Genomic DNA, 22,843 nt, shown 5'->3' with positions numbered 1-22,843 from the left:
CCTGGTGAGACTGACAGACGTACCTCTGACCTTCATTTTTTCAGGTCAGGATGTGCCGGGCCAGTTCTGGATCTTGGTGGTTCGCAGCGGTCCGGGGCGGGCTGTGGCGATACTGATGCTGACTTGGTGCTGACTTTGATGACAGGCCATCAGTTTCCTGTCGTGGTCGGTGGCGGTCGGTCGGAGCGCTGCTGCCGGAAAGTATCAACCTTGCGGCAGCGAACGTCACGGGCGCCGTGCTCTTGGGCGTGCCCGGTTGCTCGGGATCCGCGGGACCACGACGGGGTGCCCCGGCACCGGAACGAGCCGATCAGGCGCAGTTCCCGGGTGACGGCGCGCGCGAGGGGACCGGCTGGTCACCGATCGGCAGGAGGCCGACCACGACCACCGTCCCGCCGCGGGTGGTGTCCCGGATGGCCGAGGCCAGACCCCGGTGGCTGCCGACGACTCGATCACGGCGTCCGCGTCCACGGCGGTAGTGCGGGTCGGAGCCGCAGATGGTGTGCAGTCCGCCGACTTCGGACTCGACCGAGGCGACGGCCCCTGCCACGACATCCTCGTCGACGATGTCGAACGCGCGGGCCGCGACACGGTGGTCACCGAAGCGGACGGCCGACGCCGCGCGCGTGGCTTCCAGCCGGACGGGATCGAGGCCGTTGAGGACCAGCGTGGCCCCGACGTCCGTCAGTCCCGCGGCGATGCTCGGTTCCCCCTGCGATCTCACCGGCAGGGCCGCCTTCGTCACCGGATCGAGCCGCGGCATCGATGTGCGTGGTTGTCCTCCTGATCAGTAGAACTCGACGGTGTCGACCCGGTTGACGAGTTCGTGTCCGTCGAGGAGCCGGGTGGCGTTGGCGGCGAAGAGTTCGGCGATGAGGCGGTCTTCCGCCGCGTCGAGGGCGGCGGTGTGGGGGCTGACCAGCACGCGTTCGTGGTCCCAGAGCGGGCTGTCGGCGGGCAGCGGTTCGGCCTCGAACACGTCCAGTGCGGCGAAGCCGACCTGGCCGGAGTCGAGGGCGTCGGCGAGGGCGGTCTCGTCGACGACGCTGCCGCGGCCGACGTTGACGAGGCAGGCTCCGGGCCGTAGGGCGTCGAAGAACCGCTTGCCGAGGAGGTGTTCGGTCGCCTCGGTGCCGGGGAGGGTGTTGACGACGGCGTCCACGAGGGGTGCTGTCTCGGTGAGGCGGTCGGGGTGCACCACGGTGGCGACACCCGGGACCGAGACGTCCCTTCTGCTCGTGCCGATGACTGTGGCGCCCAGTGCGTGCACGGACGCGGCCACCTGCCGGCCGATCCCGCCGAGCCCGAGGACCAGAACGGTCTGGCGGCTCACCTGCCCCATCGTCCAGCGACCGCTCCACGCGTGGTCGCGCTGCTGGCGCCGCAGGCGGGGGAGGTCCTTGGCGCCGGCGAGCACGCCGAGGACGGCGAACTCGGCGAGGGGGCGTCCGTGCACCCCGGCCGATGTCGTGAAGAGGACCCTGCGGAGTTCGCCGGCGTCGAGTCCTGCCGCCTTGACCTGACCGCCGCCGCCCGCGGCCATCGTGTGCACCCAGCGCAGGCGCGGGTTGGCCCGGACGGCGCGTGCCAGGGCCGCGGGGTCCACGTCGGGGATGCCGTACAGGGCGTCGGCCGAGTCGATCGCGGCCTCGTACGCGCGCTGTTGCCCGGGCGTGCGCCTCCAGTCCGGATCTCCCGCGTAGTCGGCGGGCCAGCGCATAGGCGGGAGGAGACGCTGGTCGACGACGAGGTCGATCCGCGGCTCCAACTCCCGGATACGCGCGCAGTTCTCCTCGGACAGCGGTGCGGCGACCGCGACCCGGAGGCGGCTGGGGGGCTGGTCCTGACCCGTCATCGTGCGGCCTTGTCGCGCAGCGCCTCGACCTCGGCGTCCAGTGCGGCTTCGCGCGCGACGATCTCCTCCACGGCCCGGAGTGCTCCCTCGGCGCGGTGCGGCGGGATGACAATGACGCCGTCCCCGTCGGCGGCGACGATGTCGCCCGGGTTCACCACCACACCGCCGATGGCGACGGCCTCGCCGATCGTCCCCGGGCCGTTCTTGAAGGGACCGGCCGGAGTCAGCCCGCGGGCGAAGACGGGGACGCGGAGCTGTTCGATGATCTCGGCGTCGCGTACGAAACCGTCGATCACCGCGCCCGCGGCCCCGTGCACCGCGAAGCGCTGGGCGAGGTTGTCACCGACGATCGCGCGACCGTCGTAGCCGAAGGCGTTGATGACGAGGATGTCGCCGGGGCGGATGTGTTCGAGCGCGGCGATGACGGCTTTGTTGTCGCCCGCCACGGTGAGGACCGGGAGCGCCGTGCCGACGGCCTTGGCGCCCTTCCATATCGGGGCGATGCCGCCGTCGGCGATGTTGAGCCGGTCGAGGGCGTCGCCGAGGTTGGCCACCGAATGGGTGCGGAACTGCTTGAGCACATGGTCGTCGACACGTTCCCACGCACTGCTGACGCGCACGTTGTCCTGGGGCATCGCGGGTTCCTTCGGGGGAGTGGGGGAGAGGGGGCCCGGGTCGCGGGCAGCCGGGTGCGGCGCGGCCACGCCGGGAAGCGGAGGGTGTCCCGCCCTGGAAATGCGAAAGGTTTCGCGTTTCGTGGAGTCAGTGTGCATCCATCCAGGGCCCGGCACAAGGGGGGGTATGTGCAGCGGCGGAGCAGGCGGAGCAGGCGGATCGGGCGCGGAAGCGCGGCGGAAGCGGAAGGTGAACATGAGGGCAACGCACACCCTTGACCCGACCAGAATGCGAATCTATTCTCATTCGCGATTCCGTTCGCAACTTGGTTCCCAAGCTGTTCCACGGCCCTCCGCCACGACATCACCGGCCGGTGTCGAGCCGTGGAACCTCCCCCCCCCCCCATCGAGGCCCCGCTCGCCGGCCTCCCCTCAGCCACCACGTCGGGTGCTCCTCGCCGCTGGAGCGATCGCCTGGAGCGACCACGCTCAGCGCACGATCCTCAAGGACGCCGTCCCCGGAGTCCGCGACACCGAAAGTGAACGCGTATGGCAACGTCAGATCGTCTCGACACCCCATCAGACCGTCACGAGACACCGTCGGACGCCCCCGGCGCACCGGCGGACGGTGTCGTCACCGCCAACGGCAAGGTCGTCCGCAAGGCCACCGTCGCGGGCGCGATCGGCTCCTTCGTCGAGTGGTACGACTACGGCATCTACGGCCTGCTCGTCACCTATCTCGCGATCAACATCATGGGAGAGGCCGAGGCCGGCGGGCTCTTCCTGACCAACGTCGGCTTCCTGGTCAGCTTCGTCGCCCGCCCGTTCGGCAGCGTGATCTGCGGATACCTCGGCGACAGACTGGGCCGCAAGGGGCTTCTCGCCACGCTGCTCGTGCTGATCTCCGCAGCCACCGCGGCCATCGGCCTCATACCGTCCCACGACGTCATCGGTGTCGCGGCGCCCGTCCTCCTCGTGCTCCTCCGTGTGCTGCAGGGCTTCTCCGCCGGCGGTGAGGTGGCAGGCGCCATGTCCTTCGTCGGCGAGTACGCGCCCGACGCCCGCCGCAATCACCTGATGAGCTACATCGCCGTGGGCTCCTTCGTCGCCCTGATGTTCGGCAGCGCCTTCTCCGCCGTCCTCATCACGACGCTCGGAGAGGATTCGATGAGCTCCTGGGCGTGGCGAGTGCCGTTCCTGCTCGCTGTTCCGCTCGGCTACGTGGGCTTCTACATCCGCCGCCGGCTGGAGGAGACCCCGCACTTCCAGGCACTGCGCGAGCAGAAGACCGTGGCGCGCAACCCGCTCAGGGAGGCCCTGACCTCTCCGCGCCACCTGAAGGCCATCGTCCTCACGATCTTCCTTCCCGCGCTCAACGGCCCCGGCTACTACCTGCTGTTCGTCTATATGCCGACCTATCTGAAGACCTCCCTCGGCGAGCACAACTTCTCGATGCTGCGGGCGCTCACCGTCACGGCGTTCAGCCTGGTCGCCATCGCCCTCTCCATCCCGCTCATGGCGCGCCTGTCGGACCGGATCGGCCGCAAGCCCGTGCTCGCCGGCTCCGCCGTCGCCATGGCCGCCGTCTCGTACCCGATGTTCCGGCTCATCACCACCGGGGAGTTCGGACTCGCCTGCGTCGGCACCATCGTCCTGGCCGTGGCCTTCTCCGGGCACGCCGCCGTCATCCACACGATGCTGGCCGAGATGTTCCCGACCAGCGTGCGCTACTCCGCCTACAGCATCGGGTTCAGCATCTCGACGGTCATCTTCGGCGGCAGCGCCCCGCTGGTGATGACCGAGCTGATCGAGTCCACCGGCTCCAACCTCATCCCGGCATTCGCCTCCATCCTCACCGCGCTGATCACCCTGATCGCCCTCGCCTTCGTGCGCGAGACCAAGGGCCGGCCCCTCGCGGCCTACTGAACCGTCCGCCCCCTGTAACAGGAGAGAGACCATGGCCATCAACTCGGTTGCCGTCGTCGCCGATCTCGGCGAGAGCTTCGGCAACTACACGATCGGCGACGACGGTGCCCTGCTCGGACTCGTCACCTCGTCGAACATCGCCTGCGGCTTCCACGCCGGAGACCCGCGCATCATGGACCGCACCGTCGCCGACTGCGTCGAGCGCGGCATCGAACTGGGGGCCCACCCCGGCTACCCCGACCTCGTCGGCTTCGGCCGCCGGCTCATCGAGGCGACCGAGGAGGAGATCCGTACCGACGTCCTCTACCAGCTCGGCGCGCTGGACGCCTTCGCCCGGGTGCACGGCGGCACCATCAGCCATGTCGCCCCGCACGGCCGGATGGGCTCGATCGCCCAGACCGACGCCAAGCACGCCCGGGCCATCACGGACGCCGTCGCCGCGTACAACACCGACTACATCGTGATCTGCCAGCGCGGCCTGCTCGCCGAGGAGTCGCGGAAGCGCGGCCTGGCGGTCGGCTACGTGTTCCTCGCCGACCGAGGCTACGGCGACGACGGCATGCCGGTGCCGCGCTCCCACGAAGGTGGCCTGATCCACGACCCGGACCTGATCGGCGAGCGCTCAGCGCAGGTCGTACGCGAGGGCACCGTGCGATCGGTCGACGGCAATGTGGTCCCGCTCGGCCACGACGCCGACGTCCTGCTGCTGCACGGAGACCACCCGACCGTCCTCGCGAACGGCATCGCGCTGCGTGCCGCGCTCGACAAGGCGGGCATCGAGGTCGGTGGCCTGCGCGAGGTCCTGGCGCGGAAGACGGAGGCCGCGCTCGCCGGCTGAGGGCCGAGCGCTACCAGGAGATGACCACAGCACCGTACGGAGCCATCACCGTCGAGCCCTTCGGGGACTCGGCGGCGATGGTGACCATCCCTCATGGCGACCAGGCCGTCCGCAGAGCCGGGATCATCGCCTTCCGCGACCGGTTCCTGGCGCACCGCCCGCCCGGCGTGCTCGATGTCGTCTCCGGTCTCGAGTCCCTGCTCATCGAGTTCGACCCATTGCGGACCTCGCTCCAGCACGTGGAGTACGCGGCCCGCCTGGTGGCGCGGTGGGCACCCTCGCCTGCGGACGGTACGGCCGCCCGGGCCGTGCGGTCGTTCGACATCCCGGTCGTCTTCGACGACGAAAGCGGCCCCGATCTGGTCTCCGTGGCCGAGGAGTTGGGCATGAGGCCCCCCGATGTCGTCGAGGCGATCGCGGGCTCGACCTTCACCATCTGTCTCCTCGGTGCGGCGATGGCCCCGATGATGGACGGCCTCAAGGTGCCCGTACCGTTGCGCCGGCGGGCCGAGCCGCGTACGGACGTGGCGCCCGGCGCGATCATGATCGCCGGGACGAACGCGATCATCCAGCCGTTCCCCGGGCCGACCGGCTGGCGCGTGGTCGGGCGCACTCCGCACACCATCGTCGACATCTCGCGCCCGGACCCCGTCTCGTTCGGGCCCGGAGACATCGTGCGCTTCGTGCCCGTCACCCGCGATGAAGCCCTGACTCTGGAGGCGGGCTTCCTGACGCCGACCGGGGAGGGCGTATGAAGACCGTGGCGCTCGACTTCACATGTACCGGGTGGATCACCACCTTCCAGGATCTCGGTCGGCGAGGGACGGAACGGCGCGGTGTGCCCACGGGAGGCGCGGCCGACCAGCACTCGGCGGCCGTCGCGAACCTCTTGGTCGGCAATCAGCGGGGCGCGACCCTGGTCGAGAACCTCGGTGGCGAACTCGCCCTCGTGCCCGAGTCCGACGTCCTGCTCGCTGTCACCGGGGCGCCCGCGCAGATCACCATCTCCGGCGCCCCGGCCGACAGTTGGTCGCCACTGGTCGTACCGGCAGGCCAGGAGGTGCGGGTCCGTGGGGACATGAGCCGGGGGATCCGCACCTATCTGGCGGTGCACGGAACACTCGGCGTCGACACCCTGCTGGGCAGTGCCGCACCTGACCCCCGGATGGGCTTCGGGCAGGGCGTCACCCGGGGTTCGCGCGTCCTGCTGGAGACGGCCTTCCGGGGATTCGGGCACCGGCTGTTCGAGCCGGCGCTGTTCAGGCTCCCGGTCCCCGTCCCGCGGTTCGACGACGGCCCTTGGGGCATCGACGTCGTTCCCGCCCAGGGGATTCAGACGATCCCGGGCATCCGCGAGTTGGTGGAGGGCGCGACGTACAACGTCACCCCGCGCTCCGACCATGTCGGGCTCCGTCTCGACGGACCCGTGCGTCATCCGGAAACGGACCGCGAGATCGTGTCGCACGGCGTTCCCGTCGGAGCGCTACAGATCCCGCACGCCGACGAGCTGATCGTCCTCGGGCGCCATCGCAGCCTGACCGCGGGCTACCCGGTCATCGGCGTCGCCTCCAGGGCCTCACTGTCCCTGCTCGGACAGGCCGGACCCGGGCGGCGGCTCCGGTTCCGATGGACCGACCGGGAGGCCTCACTCCGCCGCTTCGCACGCCGTGAGGCCGAGCTCCGAGCGCTCGGTGGCGCCGCTGCCGAGGCGTTCGGGGCGCTGGGTTTCACGGCACCCTTGTCGGCCATGAAATGAGAAAGTATTATCACTTGGGAATTGATTCTCGTGACAGCCCTCGAAGTTCCGAAGTTCCCGAAGTTCCGCGTTCCGGAGGAGGAGCAGTGACGACGTCGCCCGGCACGACCGCGCTCATCACAGGGGCCGGCAGCGGGATGGGGCGGGAGACCGCGCGGCTGCTCGCCCGCGACGGTGCCGCCGTCGTGCTGCTGGGCCGCAGACAGGAGGCGCTCGACGACGTCGCCGCCATGATCCGCGCCGAAGGCGGGACCGTACTCGCCCTGGCCGCGGACATCACGAGCGCGGACGACGTGACACGCGTCCTCGACCGGGTGCGGCGCGAACTCGGCCCGATCGACGTTCTGGTCAACAACGCGGGCAGCTCCTCGTCCGTGCTCAACCCGCAATGGCTCCCGCACGACGAGTGGCGCCACGTCCTCGACGTGAACCTCACCGCGGTCTTCCAGCTCACCCAGGCCGTCCTGCCGGACATGCTGGAGCGCGGCAACGGCACCATCGTGACCGTCTCCTCGCTCGCCGCGGTCACTCCGAACCTCCTCGGCGGTGCCGCCTACGGCGCGGCCAAGGCCGGCGTCCGCAACTTCATGACCTTCCTGCACAACACGTTCCGCAACCAGGGCCTGCGCGCGATCACCGTGCTGCCCGGCGAGGCGGACACCCCGATCCTCGACAACCGCGCCCGGCCCCCGGCGCCGGACGAGCGTGCCCACATGGTGCAGCCCGAGGACGTCGCCGAGGCCATCCGGCTGGCCGTCGCCCTGCCCCAGCGCGTCGTCCTCCAGGAGATCGTCGTCGCGCCCACGCGGCAGCGCGACACCTCCGCCGACCTGGAGATCAGCCGCTGGGCGGGCGCGCCCGCCGACGCGAAGCCGCAGTCCTGACCACCCGTCACCAGGAGGAGCGCATGCCGCCCACCGTCACCACACAGCCGCCCCTGTTCGGCACCGCCGACGCCGTCGCCCGCATCGCCGCCGCCTCACGCCGGACCCAGCAGCCCCAGTCCCGGGGCGACCTCGTCTCCCTCGCGATGGGAGAGCCCGACTTCGACACGCCCCAGCGGGTGACGGACGCCGCCCACGCCGCACTGCGCGCCGGACGCACCCACTACTCACCCCTGCTCGGCGAACCCGGCCTGCGTGAGGCGCTCGCCGCGAAGCTCGCCGGCATCGCCGGGACACCGGTGTCCGCCGCGGACATCCTGATCACCCAGGGCGGCACCGCCGGACTCGCCGCCGCGATCCTCGGCATCGTCGACCCGGGCGACAAGGTGGTCGTCCCCGACCCCACCTACTCCCTCTACGGCGACCTCGTCGCCATGGCCGGAGGCACCGTCGTCCCGGTCCCGCTCGCGGCGGACCTGCACTGGGACCTCGACCGGCTCGCCGACGCCCTCACGGACGCCAAGCTCTTCGTCTTCTGCAACCCCGTCAACCCGACCGGCATCGTGCACAGCCGGGAGGAACTCCTCGCGCTCGCCGACCTGCTCGAGGGCACCCCCACCATCGTCATCTCCGACGAGGCCTACGCCGACCTCGACCACACCGGCCGGCCCTTCACCTCGGCCATCTCCGTCGACGGCCTGCGCGAGCGGACCCTCTACTGCCAGACCTTCTCCAAGAGCTACGCGATGACCGGCTGGCGCGTCGGCTACCTGTGGGGGCCACCGCCCCTCATCCAGGCGTCCGCGCGCGTCCACAACACCTTCAACGGCTCCGTCAACACGGTTGTCCAGGACGCCGCCCTCGTAGCGGTCGAGCACTGCGACGAGGACATCGCCCGGATGCGCGCCGCCTACCGGGAACGCGGCGAACTCATGCGCAAGGAGCTGGCCGCGGTCCCCGGCCTTACCCTGAGCACCCCGGAAGGTGCCTTCTACCAGTTCCCGCGCTACGACCTCGACCTGCCCGCCGTGGACGTCGTCGCGGCCCTGCGCGCACAGGGCGTCGCCGTCCGGCCCGGCAGTGAGTTCGGCGCCCGGGGCGAGGGACACCTGCGGCTGTCGTACGCTGCCAGCCCGCAGTCCATCACCGAGGGCGTCCGCCGCATGGCCGACGCACTCGCGGCCCTGTGATGAACGAGACCCGGAACCCGACGAGGAGTCGCCCCATGCGCAGTGACACCGAGCGCAACCGCAGGCACCTCATCAAGGCCGCCGCGCGGCTGTTCGAGAACTCGCCGACGCCCGTCAGTCTCGCCGAGATCGCCAAGCACGCCGAGGTGTCCACCGCGACGGCCTACCGGCACTTCTCCTCCGTCGAGGAGGTCCTGCACGCCTTCCGCGCCCAAGTCGGCTCCGAACTGGCCGACTTCAGCGCCCGGCAGAGCACTCGGGGCATGGAGCGTCTGGAGGCCGTGTCGCGGTACTGGGTGTCCCTCGTCCTCGAACACGGTGGCGCGATGGCGCAGATGCGCTCGCACCGCGGCTATCTCGAGCGTCTGCGTGAAGGCACCGGCTACCTCGCCCCGCAGGCCGAGGCGCTCACCGAGCCGCTGCGGCAGACCACCGAGGAACTCGGCCTCGGAGACCTCGGGGACGAGGCCCTCTACCTCTGGAACGCGCTGTTCGACCCGCGCGACATCCTGGACCTCATCAAGAGCGGACGCACCGAGCAAGAGGCCGCCACCCGCCTGGTGTCCGCACTGCGCGGAGCCCTCATCGGCTGGTCAGAAGCGGACGCGTCCCCGCTCGGCTGACAGAAGAGCCGGGGCCGCGGCCCCCGTCCCGCCGACGCCGGGCCGCGCCGGAGCGGCGGCCCGGTGAGTAATCCGGCGCGCCCACGCGTGGTGGTGAGTGTCCGTCATCGAGATCGACCGAGCATCCGGCCGGCCCGAACCCGGCCCGCACCTGAGCGAAGAGAGACCACGCACATGGACGTCAGCGCCCACCTCGAAGCCGTCTACGACAACCTCCGCCGACGCGACCCCGGCGAGACGGAGTTCCACCAGGCGGCACAGGAAGTCCTGCACACCATGGGGCCCGTGCTCGAGGCGCACCCGGAGTACGTCGAGGCCCGCATCGTGGAGCGGCTGTGCGAACCGGAGCGGCAACTGATGTTCCGCGTCCCGTGGGTGGACGACCAGGGCACGGTACGGGTCAACCGCGGTTTCCGGGTGGAGTTCAACAGCGCCCTCGGACCGTACAAGGGAGGCCTGCGCTTTCATCCCAGCGTCAACCTGGGCATCGTCAAGTTCCTCGGCTTCGAGCAGATCTTCAAGAACGCGCTGACCGGCATGGCGATCGGCGGTGGCAAGGGCGGCGCGGACTTCGACCCCAAGGGCCGCTCGGACGGCGAGATCATGCGGTTCTGCCAGGCGTTCATGACGGAGCTGTACCGCCACGTGGGCGAGCACACGGACGTGCCGGCCGGGGACATCGGAGTCGGCGCCCGCGAGATCGGCTACCTCTTCGGCCAGTACAAGCGGATCACCAACCGCTTCGACGCCGGTGTCCTGACCGGCAAGCCGGTCGGCTGGGGCGGTTCGCACGCCCGTACCGAGGCCACCGGCTACGGCGCGGTGTACTTCGCCCAGGAGATGCTCGCCACCCGGGGGCAGCAGTTGGACGGGCGGCGCGTGGTGATCTCCGGGTCGGGCAACGTGGCCGTGTACGCAGCCGAGAAGGTGCACGCGCTGGGCGGCATGGTGGTCGCCTGCTCGGACTCCTCCGGCTACGTCGTCGACGAGAACGGCCTCGACCTGGGCCTGCTCAAGGAGATCAAGGAGGTACGCCGGGCCCGGATCTCCGCCTACGCCGAAGCCCGGCCGGCCGCGCGCTTCTCCGCCCGGGGCTCGGTCTTCGACGTGCCGTGCGAGATCGCCCTGCCCTGTGCGACCCAGAACGAACTGGGCCGGCAGGACGCCGTCGCCCTCGTGAAGAACGGGGTGCTCGCCGTGGCCGAGGGCGCGAACATGCCCTGCACACCCGGCGCGGTCGAGGCCTTCCGTGACGCGGGGACCCTCTTCGGCCCGGGCAAGGCGGCCAACGCGGGCGGCGTCGCCACCTCCGCGCTGGAGATGCAGCAGAACGCCGCCCGCGACAGCTGGACCTTCGAGCGGGCCGAGGACCGGCTCGCGACCATCATGCGGCAGGTCCACGCCCAGTGCCGTGCCACTGCCGAGACCTATGGCGGCGACGCCGACGACTACGTCTTCGGCGCCAACGCCACCGGCTTCCTCCGGGTCGCCGACGCCATGACGGCACAGGGCGTCGTCTGAGCCCCCTTGCCCCGTCAGGAACACGTACGCCCCCGGCTCGACTGACCGGTTCCCGGGAACATCGGCCCGTCGCCCCGAGTCCAAGGAGTCGACCCACTGAGAGGTGTGACGACATGACAGAACATCCCTTGGATTCGGCGTACGACGGCCTTGTTCCCCTGGCGCGGACCGGCCGGGAGGCCATGTCCGGCTACCTCACCGCGACCTCCGGTAGCGGACGACTCCGAGTCCCACCGCCGGGCCGATGAGAGTGGCCGCCGGCGTTCCCGACGCCTGTGCGGCGTCGGAGCCGCCCAGGAACAGGACGGCGGCGATCACGGCATAGAGGGCGGCAAAAGCAACGCTCGCCCTCTAGACATCCGATCTATTTCCCGGTGACGATGTTTGCGCCCTCGACATAGGTCGATGCGGCCGTCATGCCCCTGTGAAAGAGCCGATGACTGGGCCGGGAGATCTCACTGTGATCAATGAATCCCAACCGCAGCGACGCAGCATTCTCAAGGTCGGCGGCGGCCTCGCCCTCGCGCCTCTGCTCGCTCAGCTGACCGGCGGAACTCCCGTGGGGCAGGCCGCTGCCGCCGGGGCCGACGCAGTGGCGACCGCCCCGTGGCCGACCCTGTCGCGCGAGGCGCTGTCCTACTCCGTGCCCGCCCTGGACTGGCAGTCGCAGGCCCTGCCGATCGGCAACGGTCGGCTCGGTGCCATGCTCTTCGCCGATCCCTGCGAGGAGCGCATCCAGTTCAACGAACAGAGTCTGTGGGGCGGTGTCAACGACTACGACAACGCCCTCGCGGGCAAGCCGGACAGCGAGTTCGACACCGGAATGACCGGCTTCGGCTCCTACCGGAACTTCGGCGACATCGTCGTCACCTTCGCTCCCCGGGCGAGTCCGAAGGTCACGGCCCCGGGGGGACCGTACGACAGCTCCCCCTCGGAGGGTGTCGACAAGACGTGCGACGGCGACCCGGGCACCAAGTGGTGCGTCGAGGGGCCGGGTTCGAGGGTGCGGTGGCAGGTGGAGCTTCCCGAACCCGTCGCCGTCGCGTCCTACCGTCTGACGAGTGCCGACGACGTGCCGCAGCGCGACCCGCGGGAGTGGACGCTCTCCGGTTCCGCCGACGGCGCCACCTGGACCACGCTCGACAGACGCACGCTGGAAGCACCCTTCGAAAGCCGCTTCCAGACGAAGGAATTCACCTGTGCCGACACTGCGGCCTACCGCTTCTACCGGTTCGAATTCGTCCCCAAGGCAGGCGTCAGCCACTTCCAGGTGAGCGAGATCGGCCTGTCCGGTGTCGACCTCGGTGCGGGTGGCGCACTGTACCTGTCGTCGCCGAGCGGGCACTCCAAGGGCTCCGGCGAAGGCGCCGGGCCCGGGGGCCGGGCCACGGACATCTCGAGTTCGGTGGACGGCGATCCGGCCACGGTCTGGCGGATCGAAGCCCCCGCGCGAGCGGTCGTCTGGCAGGCCGAGCTGCCCCGTGCGGTCGCCGTCACCTCGTACGCGCTGACGGCGGCCCGGGACCGTCCGCAGGACGATCCCCGGCGATGGCGGCTCGAGGCATCGCAGGACGGGACCGCCTGGACGACCCTCGACACACAGGACCCCGGAGCGCCTTTCGCCGGCCGCGGCGAGACCCGGACCTTCCGGATCAGCAACAGCACGGCCTACCGCGTCTACCGGCTCACCCTGACCCCCGGCACGTCGTCCACCGGCTTCCAGATCGCGGGGATCGCGCTGGACGGCAGGGGCTTCGACACCCGCACGCAGCGGACCGTCGCCGACTACCGCCGCACCCTCGACTTCGTCCAGGGACTGCATGTCACCCGCTTCGGCGTGCCCGGACGACGCGTCCTGCGGGAGGCCTTCGCGAGCCGTTCCGCGGACGTCATGGTCTTCCACTACGCATCGGACCGCCCCCATGGCCTCTCCGGAGCGATATCGCTGACGTCCGCACAGGACGACACGCCGACGGCCGCCGACGCCGGTGCCCGCCGGCTCTCCTTCAGCGGTGTCATGGGCAACGGCCTCAAGCACGCCTGCACCGTCCAGGCCGTGCACACCGACGGCGACTTCCGCGCCGACGGACCGGTGCTCCGCTTCAGCGGCTGCACCACCCTGACCCTGCTCCTCGACGCCCGCACCGACCACAAGCTCGACGCCGCCGCCGGGTGGCGCGGACCCGATCCGGAAGCGGGCATCGCCAGGGCGCTCGGCAAGGCCGCCTCCCGGTCCTACGACAAGCTGCGCGAGAAGCACACAGCCGAGACGCGCGCCTTCATGAACCGCGTCTCGGTCGACTGGGGCACCTCCGACGCCGGCGTCGTCGCTCTGCCGACCGATGCCCGGCTGGCGCGGTACGCGGCGGGCGCCGAGGACCCCACACTCGAGCAGACGATGTTCGACTACGGCCGCTACCTGCTGATCAGCTCCTCGCGCCCGGGAGGCCTGCCCGCCAACCTCCAGGGCCTCTGGAACGACAGCAACCAGCCGGCGTGGGCGTCCGACTACCACACCAACATCAACGTCCAGATGAACTACTGGGGAGCCGAGACGACGAACCTGCCGGAGTGCCACGAGGCGCTCGTCCGGTTCATCGAGCAGGTGGCCGTGCCCAGCCGCGTGGCGACCCGCAACGCCTTCGGCGAGGACACACGCGGCTGGACCGCCCGCACCAGCCAGAGCGTCTTCGGCGGCAACGCCTGGGAGTGGAACACCGTCGCGAGTGCCTGGTACGCGCAACACCTCTACGAACACTGGGCGTTCACCCAGGACCTGGACTACCTCCGCACCCTCGCCCTCCCGATGATCAAGGAGATCTGCCAGTTCTGGGAGGGACACCTCAAGGAACGCGAGGACGGGCTCCTCGTCGCACCGAACGGCTGGTCACCCGAGCACGGGCCGCGCGAGGACGGCGTGATGTACGACCAGCAGATCATCTGGGACCTGTTCCAGAACTACGTCGACTGCGAGGCGGTACTCAAGACGGACCCCGCCTACCGGGCCAAGGTCAAGGACATGCAGGCCCGCCTCGCGCCGAACAAGGTAGGCAAGTGGGGGCAGTTGCAGGAGTGGCAGGAGGACATCGACAGTCCCACCGACATCCACCGCCACACCTCGCACCTCTTCGCGGTCTACCCGGGCCGCCAGATCACCCCGAGGACACCCGAGTTCGCGGCCGCCGCCCTCGTCTCCCTCAAGGCACGTTGCGGCGAGAAGGAGGGCGTGCCCTTCACGGCCGCGACGGTGTCGGGCGACAGCCGGCGATCATGGACCTGGCCCTGGCGGGCGGCTCTCTTCGCCCGCCTGGGCGATGGGCATCGCGCCCGGATCATGCTGCGCGGACTGCTCACCTACAACACCCTGCCCAACCTGTTCTGCGACCACCCGCCCTTCCAGATGGACGGCAACTTCGGTATCCCGGGCGCCGTGGCGGAGATGCTCCTGCAGAGCCACGACGGCGTCATCCACCTGCTGCCCGCCCTGCCGGACGGCTGGAAGGCCAAGGGCTCCTTCACCGGACTCCGGGCCCGCGGCGGCTACGAGGTCAGCTGCGCGTGGCGTGACGGGAAGGTCACGTCGTACGCGGTCGTCGCCGACCGGGCGCGGGACCAGAGGAAGGTCACCGTGCGGGTGAACGGCGCCGACAAGAAGGTGAAGCCGGGCAAGGCCCGGTGACGCGTCCTCTGGCCCTCGCGTCCACTTGGCCTACGGCGCGTCCACCACCGTCCCGTCAAGCACCGGGCCCTCCACTTCGCCGCGCTCGTCCTCCCAGAGGGACAGACGCATCCGCAGTGACTCCTCCGGCTCGCTCACCCCGTCCACTACGGTGGGTACGGTCACCTCCGTGCTCAGCTCTCCCGCGGGTACGGCGATGTCCGGGTAGAACACCTCCACCTCGGACAACCGCCGGGCCGGGCTCGGTGACCCGCCGGTGTTCTCCTCGAACCATCGCGGGTCGAAGTCGGTGCTGGACAGTTCCGCGCCGCCGTCGACCGGCGTGAACGCGGCCCCGATCCAGAGATCCGTGTCGGCGACCGCGGACTGGTCGATCCGCCACTTCAGACTCTGGCCCTCGGTGACCCGGCCCGCGAGCGGGGTCGCCTCGAACGTGGGCATCGGGTCGTCGTCCGTCACGGTCAGGCCGCCGAGGTGGTTGCCGACCACGGCGCCGCGGACGGCCTTCGCGAACACGTGATGCGTCGTGCCGTAGCTGAAGCGGGTGTTGCCGCGCACGTCGACGGGCACGTCGACGCTGCCGCCGCCGGGGCGCACCGTCACCAGCCGGGAGGTGACCTCACGGGTCTCGGGGTCCGTGACGAAGAGCCTGATCCGGCCACTGCCCTGCCCGGAGAGCCGGACCGGCACCATGAGGGTCCTGACCCCGGAGTCGCCCTCGTCGGCCGTCAGCAGGCCGATGTCCACGCGGGGCAGCGCGACCGGCCGTACCGCCGCCATGCCCGGACGCCAGCCCCAGGCGTCCATCAGCCACGCCTGCCCCGATCCGCTGCGCGGGGTCAGTACCAGGGACTTCACCCGCTTCAGGTCCAGCCCGGCGGCCTTCGCCGCGGTCAGCGGCATGCGTACCTCCTGCCCCCAGTACGAGGCCGTCCGGTCGGAGCCGGGCAGTCCGTCGAGGCGGACGGCACCGAGCGTCGCGTGCCTGCCCGCCGTGTCCGTGACGGAGATGTCCAGACGGGTGCCGGTGGTGTTGGGAGGCACGATGACCCGCAGGGCCAGCGACTCGGCCCCGCTCAGGGAGACCGGTCGCCCGGGCCGCACCTGGACCGCGGAACCCGGCGCAGACCAGTCGAGCGCCACGGCGTCGCGGCCCGGTTCCCGCTCCGTCTCCCACTCGGCGAAGTGCGGTGACCTGCCGGGGCTCTCGGGGTTCAGACAGGTGGTGGCGGGGTCGGGGTCCACCTGCGCGCACAGCCGGCCGCCGTCCACCGTGACCCCGGCGTCCGGCAGGAAGGCGGCGGTGCGACGGGCACCGACGGCGTGGGTCAGGACCCGCGCGGGGCCCGCGGACGCCGCACGGACGCCCGAGCCGTCCAGCAGCGGCCGGACCCGGTCGTCGCCCGCGACGAACAGCCGGGCCGCGGCGGCGATGTACGTCGAACCGGCGGCCTGCTGCCGCTCGGCCGTCAGCCGGGTCGCGGTCCCCGGCGTGCACACCGGGTCCGGCGCCTCCTCCTCGTCGCTCCAGAAGTCGTCCTCGGCCGGCGCCTCCGCCTGCCCCGGCGTCCACTCGGTGTTGAAGTAGTTGTGGTTGGCGCCGACCATGTAGACCGCGCTGTGCAGGGCGGCACCACGGCTGACGCCGCGTGTCCCGTCCACGTAGATCTCACCCTGCAGGTCGGCCACGTCACCGTCGCAGCCCGGCAGGATCGTCATGGACGGCACCTCGGGAGCCGGGTTCTGCCCGAAGACGGTGGGGCCGATGAGCACGTTGCCCCGGATCTTCCAGCGCACCGGACCCCGGTAGCCGTCCTTGTCCGCGGGCGGCTTGGCGAGGCTGTCCATCGCGGCCCGGTTCACGCCCTCGCCGCCGCGCGAGTGACCGACCAGGAGGACCCGCGACAGATCGGCCCGCGCGGCCTTCCGCACGATCGCGGGTGCCTTGGTCCGTCCGGCGCCCGACCAGTCGGCCCAGCGGGCGAGGTGCTGCCGTACCAGGGAGGAGCGGGCCTGGGTTCCGGCGTCCTGCGCCGCGTGGTCCTGCCCGTTGATGCCGTTGGCGGATATGGACACCGTCACATACCCCTGGGAGGCCAGGAGTTTCTGGTCGTGCAGATAGCCGCGGTAGCTCGGTATCGGCTTCGAGCCGGTGGGGCAGGGCCACGCACCGAGCGCCTCACCGTCCGCGCCCCCGGTGAAGCAGGTCGCGTGGCGGCCGTGCAGGAAGAGGGCCAGCGGCCGCTTGCCCTGAGCACCGGCGGGTGCGGTGACGGTGGCGCGCATCTCCACCGGGGCGGGGAAGCCGGGCAGTCGCACCGACTTCAGCGTGTACTCGCCGCCGACCGTGCGGTAGGGGCCGGGAACACCGGGGTCCGTGGGATTGGCCGGCTGCAGAGCCGACGGCTTCACCGGCTGCACGGGCTGCACCGGCTTCCGGGCGGACCGGCGCTTCGCGTCCGCCTTGAGGCCGGACTCGTCGAGACGGCGTCCCGCGGCCCGCACCTGGAGGTCCTGCGCCGATCCGAGCGCCACGCCTTCGAGGTCGAGACGGAACGTGTGACCGTCCTCGCCGGGCACGGGCCGGCCCAGGAGACGGTCTCCGGAGTAGAACTCGACGGCGGCGTCGCCCATGGGGACGGGTCTGTCCGAGCGCCAGGTCAGCTGCTGACCGGATCTCTTGCCGGTGAGCTGCCAGCCGGCCGGCAGACCCCGGCCGGAGCCGGGGCCGGAGCCGTGGTCGGCGGATGGAGTGGACGGGGTGGATGGAGTGGACGGGGCGGGAATGGCGGCCGGTTGGGCGTGCGCCAGTCCTGGCGACCCCGCGACCACCGCGAACAAGGCCGCAGCGGCGACCCATGTGCGCCGGGCATGGTTCAACGTGCTTCTCCTCCGGATGGGATGCGCCCGGACATCACAGGTGTCCCTGGTGTCCCGGGCGCCTCTTTCGTTCCTTGGGAGAAGATGAAAAAGGAGGGGCGCGGGGTTGCTCGGAAATGATCGCCCGCGGCCTCAAAACAGGCCAATCGCGGGGGAGTTGCCCTGGCGGGTCAGGGCAGGATCTCGATGTACCCGTCGGTTCCGTGCACCCGGATCCGCTGCCCGTCCCGGATCAGGCGGGTGGCCCGCTCCACGCCCACGACGGCCGGCAGGCCGTACTCCCGGGCGATCACCGCGCCATGGGTCATCAAGCCGCCCACCTCCGTCACCAGACCCGCGATTCCGACGAACAGCGGCGACCAGCTGGGGTCCGTGAAGGAAGTGACCAGGATGTCGCCAGCTTCGAGATCGGCGTCCGCCATGTCGAGGATGACGCGGGCCCGCCCCTCGATGGTCCCGGCGGAAACCGGCAGGCCGATCAGGGCACCGGCCGGCACGTCGTCGCGCCGGTACGCCCCGGTGAGGGCCTCGCCGTCCGAGGTGAGCACCCGGGGCGGGGTGAGCGCCTGGTACGACCGGAACGCCTCCTTGCGCTGCTGGACGAGCCGGTCGTCCACCTGGTGCGAGCGCACCACGTCGTGGAGTTCCTGGAACGTGAGGTGGAAGATGTCCTCCTTCTCACTGAGCACACCGGCCCGCACGAGGCGCTCGGCCTCCGCCAACAGGGCCCGCTTGTAGACGAAGCAGCGGCTGACGATGCCGTACTTCGGGTACTCCCTGTACCCGATGAAGGTTCTGACCCGGTCGATCATGCGCTTGGCCTCGTCGGCCTTCCGCTCGCCGTCCGGCAGGGCCCGCAGGCGCGACAGCACGTCCTGTTCCTTCTGCCGCGCTTTCTGCCGGCCTTCCTCGAAACGCCGCTCGGCGGCCCCCGGCTCGAAGTTCCTGACGTTGTCGAGGATCACGGGCACGAGCGTGGTGGGGCGCTCGCGCCAGCGCGGCCTCGTGATGTCGATCTCACCGACGCAGCGCATGCCGTACCGGTCGAGGTAGACCTCGATGGCGTCGCGTGCCTCGGTCCCGCCCGCGAGCTTCGGCAGCTCGTCCAGGAAGCCCTCGTCGTCGACGCCCTGCAGGAACGTCACCAGCTCCGGATACGGGCGGATCACGTCCGCGACGTCGAGCAGCGCCAGACCCATCTCCGACGTGACGTTGTCGGGGGCGGACAGCGTGAGCGTGTCAGCGGCGTTCTTCTCGCCCAGCCACTCCAGCAGCTTCTCGTTGAGCCACCAGGTGGCCTCCATCCCCGCCATGATCGCCTGCATGCTCAGCGGATCGCTGAGGACCCGCTTGTGCTCCTCGAAGGCCTCCAGCAGGAAGTCGAACAGAGCCGGTCCGGTCTTCGTCCGGATGTCCCGCTCCAGGGCGGCGACGGACTCCTGGCTGCGCTCGATCAGCTCGGTGACGACAGCGGGATCGGTCTCGATCGGGGCGGACGCGCCGTCGGCCGGCGGCCTGCCCGGACCCGCGTCCGGGAGCGAGGGGACGAAGTCGTCGCGGTCGAGGACGGTCTCCAGAGCGTCCCTGGTCAGCGGATCGCCCTTCCCGATGACGTCCAGGAGGCCGGCGCGGCTCGCGGGCGAGGCCAGGCGCCGGGTGACGTCGACGAACAGCCTCCCACCGGCCTCATGCATCGGCACCATGGCCATCAGCTGCCACATGGAGAGCCCCAGGGGCTTCATCGGGTCGGTCATCATCTGCTGATGACCGACGGAGACGTACACGTGATTTTCCTGGTCGCCGGTCTCGGGGACGGGGAACAGCGTGGTGATCGGCCGGCTCTGGACGATCTGGAACTCGTCGTCGACCAGGCACCACTCGATGTCCTGCGGGCGGCCGAAGTACGCCTCGATCCGCCGCCCGAGCTCGACGAGCCGCACGACCTGCGCATCCGTCAGCGCCGGTAGCTCCTGCCGCAGCGAGTCGATCGCCACTTCCCGCGTACCGCCGCCCGGGAGGGCCTGCACGGCACGCTCCTTGGCGGCGATCGCCTTGGAGACGATTTCGCCGTCCCGCACCCTGAAGACGTCCGGGTTCACCAGGCCGGAGACCAGGGCCTCGCCGAGGCCGAACCCGGCGTCCACGGTGGCGACTCTTCGATGGCCCGTCATGGGGTCGGCCGTGAACAGGATGCCGGCCGCCCGCGGGAAGACCATCCGCTGCACGACCACGGCCATGTGGACCGTTCGGTGGTCGATGCCGTTCCGCTGACGGTAGGTCACGGCCCGCTCGGTGAACAGCGAGGCCCAGCACCGGCTGATGTGCTGGAGGATCGCCGTCGGTCCCACGACGTTCAGGTACGTGTCCTGCTGGCCGGCGAAGGAGGCCGTCGGCAGGTCCTCGGCCGTGGCGCTGGACCGGACGGCGTAGGCGGCCTGCTCGCCGAGCCGGGTGAGCGGGCTGGTGATCGCCGCCGCGAGATCGTCCGGGACGGCGGTCCCTTCGATGGTTCGGCGGATCTCCGCGCTGAGGGTGCGGATCGCGTCCCGGTCGTCGGGGTTCACGCGCGCCAGCCGATCGATCTGCTCGTCGACGGACGGAGCTTCCGCCATGATCCGCCGGAAGGCGTCCGTCGTCACGCAGAAGCCGGCGGGCACGCGGACGCCTTCGATCTGCGACAGCACGCCCAGGTGCGCGGCCTTTCCGCCGACGACCGAGCCCCGCGTCTCGTCGACCTCTTGGAGGTCCCACACATACTGCTGGATCATCGCGATGCCTCCGAGGCGGTCGTGTCGCATGCTGTGGCCCCCACATATCCGCAGGTTGGGGCCTCGGCCGAAGATTCTGTGCCACCCCCCGGGCCTTGCCGCAAGCCCCCCGGCGCGCTATAAGTTGAGAGTGGCAAGGAGAGCGGTCTCCTTGCCTTTGTTCTTGTCGGCGCCGGTGTCGAGGCGTCGTGTACAGGCTGGCTGAGGGCCGGGTCCCTTCCGATGGTGCGCCGAACAGCCGTGCCGGAAAGCCATGTTCAGTCGATTGACGGATTCATCGTCGTCTCCGGTGGGCAGTGGGCCAGGGAATGTCATGAGCACGACTGCCTTCCCCCACAAGGAGGTCGATCATGCACGTCCGTACGCTGACCGGTGGCCTGGCCGCTGCCTTGATGGTGTCCTTCTCCCTGGCCGGTGGCCAGGCCGTGGCCGCTTCCCCTGAGGCGGAGGGGGCTTCCCGCGCCGCCCGTGTGCTCCTCTACGACGCCGGCGGTTCGGCGGAGTTCAGGACCGCGGTCGACCGGGGCGCGGCCATCTGGAACGAGAGCGTCGACGCCGTCGAGCTGCGGCCGGCCGCCGCCGGGCAACGCGCGAACATACGGGTCCTCGCGGACAACGGCTGGCCGCGCGCCCTGCCCACCACCCTGGGCAACGGAACCGTCTACATCGGGCGGCAGGCCGTGGACCAGGGCTACAACACGATTCGTATCTCCGCCCACGAACTCGGGCACATCCTGGGCCTGCCGGATCGCAAGCCCGGACCGTGCTCCAGCCTGATGTCCGGCTCCACCGCGGGCACCGCGTGCACGAACGCGTATCCGAACGCGGCGGAGAAGGCGGAGGTCGAGGGGAACTTCGGCGGAGCGCTCACCCAAGCGGCCCCGGCGGCGCGTGATGAGGTGATCGTGGACTGACCGCCCCCTGCCGCACCACACGTGAGGATGGCCGATCGGCGCCTCACACCGTCAGTTCCAGTGCGCCGCCGACGGGCAGCCGGCGGAACGGTGCGCGGATGCCGGCGGGGGCCCGCGCGAGTTCCGACTCGGCGGCCCGTCGGCCTTCGCCCGGGATGCCGTCATCGTGCAGCGGACCGGGCCGGGTCACGTCTCCGGCATGCCCATCAGCGTGGTCGGGCCGCCGATGTGGGTGATGCGGGCCTCGCGCACATCTCACCGAGCCGGCTCACGCCGCAGCGCGTCGCCCGGGCGCCCGGCGTCTCCGTGCGCACGCTCTACCGGCTGTGCGAGGAGGGCGGTCTGAGTCTCGAGAAGTGGGTCATCCGCCGCCGGCTCGAGGGCGCCCGCGAGGATCTGGCCGCGGCGGAACAGGCCTGTCGCGCCGTGGAAGCCATCGCCCGCTCCTGGGGCTTCGCCCATCCCGCCCACTTCTTCCGGCGCTTCCGCGAGACTTACGGCACCAGGACCAGCGAATGGCGACGACACTCCCGGAACCACCTGTCCCGCCGTGCGGCGCCTCCACCGTGATCAGCGGCCGGTAGACGGCGGTGTCCGGGGGTTCACCGACGGGGCTGCCGTCCGCCTCCACCCAGGCGTGGGCGGTGAAAGGGGCCGCGCACAGCTGCTCGCGACACCTGTCGCGCGCCGGGGAGGTGCACCGGCGCCCGGCCGAACGCCCGAACGCGCTGCCGCCAGGTTCAGGAGAGGCCGGAGGCCCGGAACACCGCGTGCCCCGTCTCGTCGTCGATGCGGTGGCCGAGCCGTTCCAGGACATCCCCGCCGTGGCGCAGCGTGCCACGCTCCAGGGAGCGGCGGACGCCCGTGTCGAGTTCGTGCCAGAGCAGGGGGTTGGCCGCGAGGGTCCGGGGGTCGAGTTCCAGGCGTTGGCCGTGGACGTCCCGCAGAACCAGGTGGGACGAGACCCCCTCGTGCTGATGTACGGCCGTCAGCGCGTCCGTGCGGACGACGATCCGGCGCCAAGGGGTGCGAACGGTCAGCCAACCGGGGCCCGCGCTGACCTGCGGCGGCAGCAGGACGCCCAACACCGTGGCCGACAGGACGCCCCAGAGCAGAGCACGGAGAAGTGTCAGGCTTCCGCCGTCCCAGTCGACGAGCAGGCACATGGCGCAGAACACCAGGGCGCAACTCACCGCGAGCCGCGCACCGTCACGCCAGTGGCGGTCGCCGGCCGGGGCTGCCGGTGAGCTCCGTTCCATGCCCTGAAGGTAGGCGTCCGCAAGGGCTCTGTGGCCCCCGCTGACGGGGTTCTGGCGCCGTGCGGGCGAACATTGACGGGATTCTGACGCGACCGGTGGGGTCTGTCGAATCCGTCGACCGGCTGCTTATGCTTCA

The 22,843-nt window shown here is 70.8% G+C and carries 19 protein-coding genes; 11 read left to right on the top strand and 8 right to left on the bottom strand.

What is annotated here, in order from left to right:
- Positions 1-310: 310 nt before the first annotated feature.
- Genes ACFZBT_RS08605 through ACFZBT_RS08595 form a run of 3 tightly spaced genes read right to left on the bottom strand, consistent with a single transcriptional unit; the run spans position 311 to position 2,490 of the window.
- On the bottom strand, positions 311-763 hold the full coding sequence (locus tag ACFZBT_RS08605) for a hypothetical protein (RefSeq protein WP_391100095.1): 453 nt from the start codon (positions 761-763) through the stop codon (positions 311-313).
- Between the two features lie 24 nt (positions 764-787).
- On the bottom strand, positions 788-1,855 hold the full coding sequence (locus ACFZBT_RS08600) for an NAD(P)-dependent oxidoreductase (RefSeq protein ID WP_391100093.1): 1,068 nt from the start codon (positions 1,853-1,855) through the stop codon (positions 788-790).
- The gene (locus tag ACFZBT_RS08595; RefSeq protein ID WP_391100091.1) at positions 1,852-2,490 is read right to left on the bottom strand and encodes an RraA family protein; all 639 of its coding nucleotides are present in this window, start codon (positions 2,488-2,490) and stop codon (positions 1,852-1,854) included. Before ACFZBT_RS08595 ends, ACFZBT_RS08600 begins: the two co-directional genes overlap by 4 nt.
- Positions 2,491-3,018: 528 nt before the next feature.
- Between ACFZBT_RS08595 and ACFZBT_RS08590 the strand changes: the two genes are divergently transcribed.
- From ACFZBT_RS08590 to gdhA, 8 genes are all read left to right on the top strand, one after another.
- The gene (locus ACFZBT_RS08590; protein WP_391100088.1) at positions 3,019-4,395 is read left to right on the top strand and encodes an MFS transporter; all 1,377 of its coding nucleotides are present in this window, start codon (positions 3,019-3,021) and stop codon (positions 4,393-4,395) included.
- A 31-nt stretch (positions 4,396-4,426) separates the two neighbouring features.
- The gene (locus ACFZBT_RS08585; RefSeq protein WP_391100085.1) at positions 4,427-5,233 is read left to right on the top strand and encodes a 5-oxoprolinase subunit PxpA; all 807 of its coding nucleotides are present in this window, start codon (positions 4,427-4,429) and stop codon (positions 5,231-5,233) included.
- A gap of 20 nt (positions 5,234-5,253) precedes the next feature.
- Positions 5,254-5,988 (top strand): carboxyltransferase domain-containing protein, encoded by a 735-nt coding sequence (locus ACFZBT_RS08580; RefSeq protein ID WP_391100083.1) that lies wholly within the window; start codon positions 5,254-5,256, stop codon positions 5,986-5,988.
- Positions 5,985-6,989, top strand: coding sequence for a biotin-dependent carboxyltransferase family protein (locus tag ACFZBT_RS08575; protein WP_391100080.1), 1,005 nt, complete (start codon positions 5,985-5,987; stop codon positions 6,987-6,989). The genes ACFZBT_RS08580 and ACFZBT_RS08575 overlap by 4 nt, the downstream gene beginning before the upstream one ends.
- Positions 6,990-7,075: 86 nt before the next feature.
- Entirely contained in the window at positions 7,076-7,873 is a 798-nt protein-coding gene (locus tag ACFZBT_RS08570; protein WP_391100077.1) for an SDR family NAD(P)-dependent oxidoreductase, read from the top strand.
- 23 nt (positions 7,874-7,896) lie between these two features.
- Complete coding sequence (locus tag ACFZBT_RS08565; protein ID WP_391100074.1) at positions 7,897-9,063, top strand: aminotransferase class I/II-fold pyridoxal phosphate-dependent enzyme; 1,167 nt, start codon at positions 7,897-7,899, stop codon at positions 9,061-9,063.
- A gap of 35 nt (positions 9,064-9,098) precedes the next feature.
- Positions 9,099-9,686, top strand: coding sequence for a TetR family transcriptional regulator (locus ACFZBT_RS08560; RefSeq protein ID WP_391100071.1), 588 nt, complete (start codon positions 9,099-9,101; stop codon positions 9,684-9,686).
- A gap of 174 nt (positions 9,687-9,860) precedes the next feature.
- Positions 9,861-11,207, top strand: a complete 1,347-nt coding sequence (gene gdhA, locus ACFZBT_RS08555; protein ID WP_391100068.1) for an NADP-specific glutamate dehydrogenase — start codon at positions 9,861-9,863, stop codon at positions 11,205-11,207.
- Positions 11,208-11,402: 195 nt separating this feature from the next.
- Here the strand turns inward: gdhA and ACFZBT_RS08550 are convergent, their stop codons facing one another.
- A complete protein-coding gene (locus ACFZBT_RS08550; RefSeq protein WP_391100066.1) occupies positions 11,403-11,525 on the bottom strand; it encodes a hypothetical protein in 123 nt (40 codons plus the stop codon).
- Positions 11,526-11,667: 142 nt separating this feature from the next.
- On the opposite strand from ACFZBT_RS08550, the gene ACFZBT_RS08545 reads away from it, so the two are divergent.
- Positions 11,668-14,886: a glycoside hydrolase N-terminal domain-containing protein gene (locus tag ACFZBT_RS08545; RefSeq protein ID WP_391100063.1), complete on the top strand. Its 3,219-nt coding sequence runs from the start codon at positions 11,668-11,670 to the stop codon at positions 14,884-14,886.
- Between the two features lie 30 nt (positions 14,887-14,916).
- On the opposite strand, the gene ACFZBT_RS08540 is transcribed toward ACFZBT_RS08545, so the two are convergent.
- Positions 14,917-17,766, bottom strand: a complete 2,850-nt coding sequence (locus ACFZBT_RS08540; RefSeq protein ID WP_391100061.1) for a hypothetical protein — start codon at positions 17,764-17,766, stop codon at positions 14,917-14,919.
- Between the two features lie 170 nt (positions 17,767-17,936).
- On the bottom strand, positions 17,937-20,534 hold the full coding sequence (rph, locus tag ACFZBT_RS08535) for a rifamycin-inactivating phosphotransferase (RefSeq protein WP_391100712.1): 2,598 nt from the start codon (positions 20,532-20,534) through the stop codon (positions 17,937-17,939).
- 350 nt (positions 20,535-20,884) lie between these two features.
- Between rph and ACFZBT_RS08530 the strand changes: the two genes are divergently transcribed.
- Positions 20,885-21,448, top strand: a complete 564-nt coding sequence (locus tag ACFZBT_RS08530) for a snapalysin family zinc-dependent metalloprotease (protein ID WP_391100058.1) — start codon at positions 20,885-20,887, stop codon at positions 21,446-21,448.
- A gap of 43 nt (positions 21,449-21,491) precedes the next feature.
- Here ACFZBT_RS08530 and ACFZBT_RS08525 read toward each other — a convergent pair whose 3' ends face one another.
- Entirely contained in the window at positions 21,492-21,638 is a 147-nt protein-coding gene (locus ACFZBT_RS08525) for a hypothetical protein (protein WP_391100056.1), read from the bottom strand.
- Between the two features lie 38 nt (positions 21,639-21,676).
- On the opposite strand from ACFZBT_RS08525, the gene ACFZBT_RS08520 reads away from it, so the two are divergent.
- Positions 21,677-22,018: a helix-turn-helix domain-containing protein gene (locus tag ACFZBT_RS08520; protein WP_391100054.1), complete on the top strand. Its 342-nt coding sequence runs from the start codon at positions 21,677-21,679 to the stop codon at positions 22,016-22,018.
- A gap of 170 nt (positions 22,019-22,188) precedes the next feature.
- Here the strand turns inward: ACFZBT_RS08520 and ACFZBT_RS08515 are convergent, their stop codons facing one another.
- A complete protein-coding gene (locus tag ACFZBT_RS08515) occupies positions 22,189-22,707 on the bottom strand; it encodes a hypothetical protein (RefSeq protein ID WP_391100051.1) in 519 nt (172 codons plus the stop codon).
- Positions 22,708-22,843: the final 136 nt, after the last annotated feature.

The organism is Streptomyces sp. NPDC008137, from assembly GCF_042957035.1.
Taxonomy (GTDB): domain Bacteria; phylum Actinomycetota; class Actinomycetes; order Streptomycetales; family Streptomycetaceae; genus Streptomyces.
This window is presented reverse-complemented; position numbering and strand designations above follow the sequence as displayed.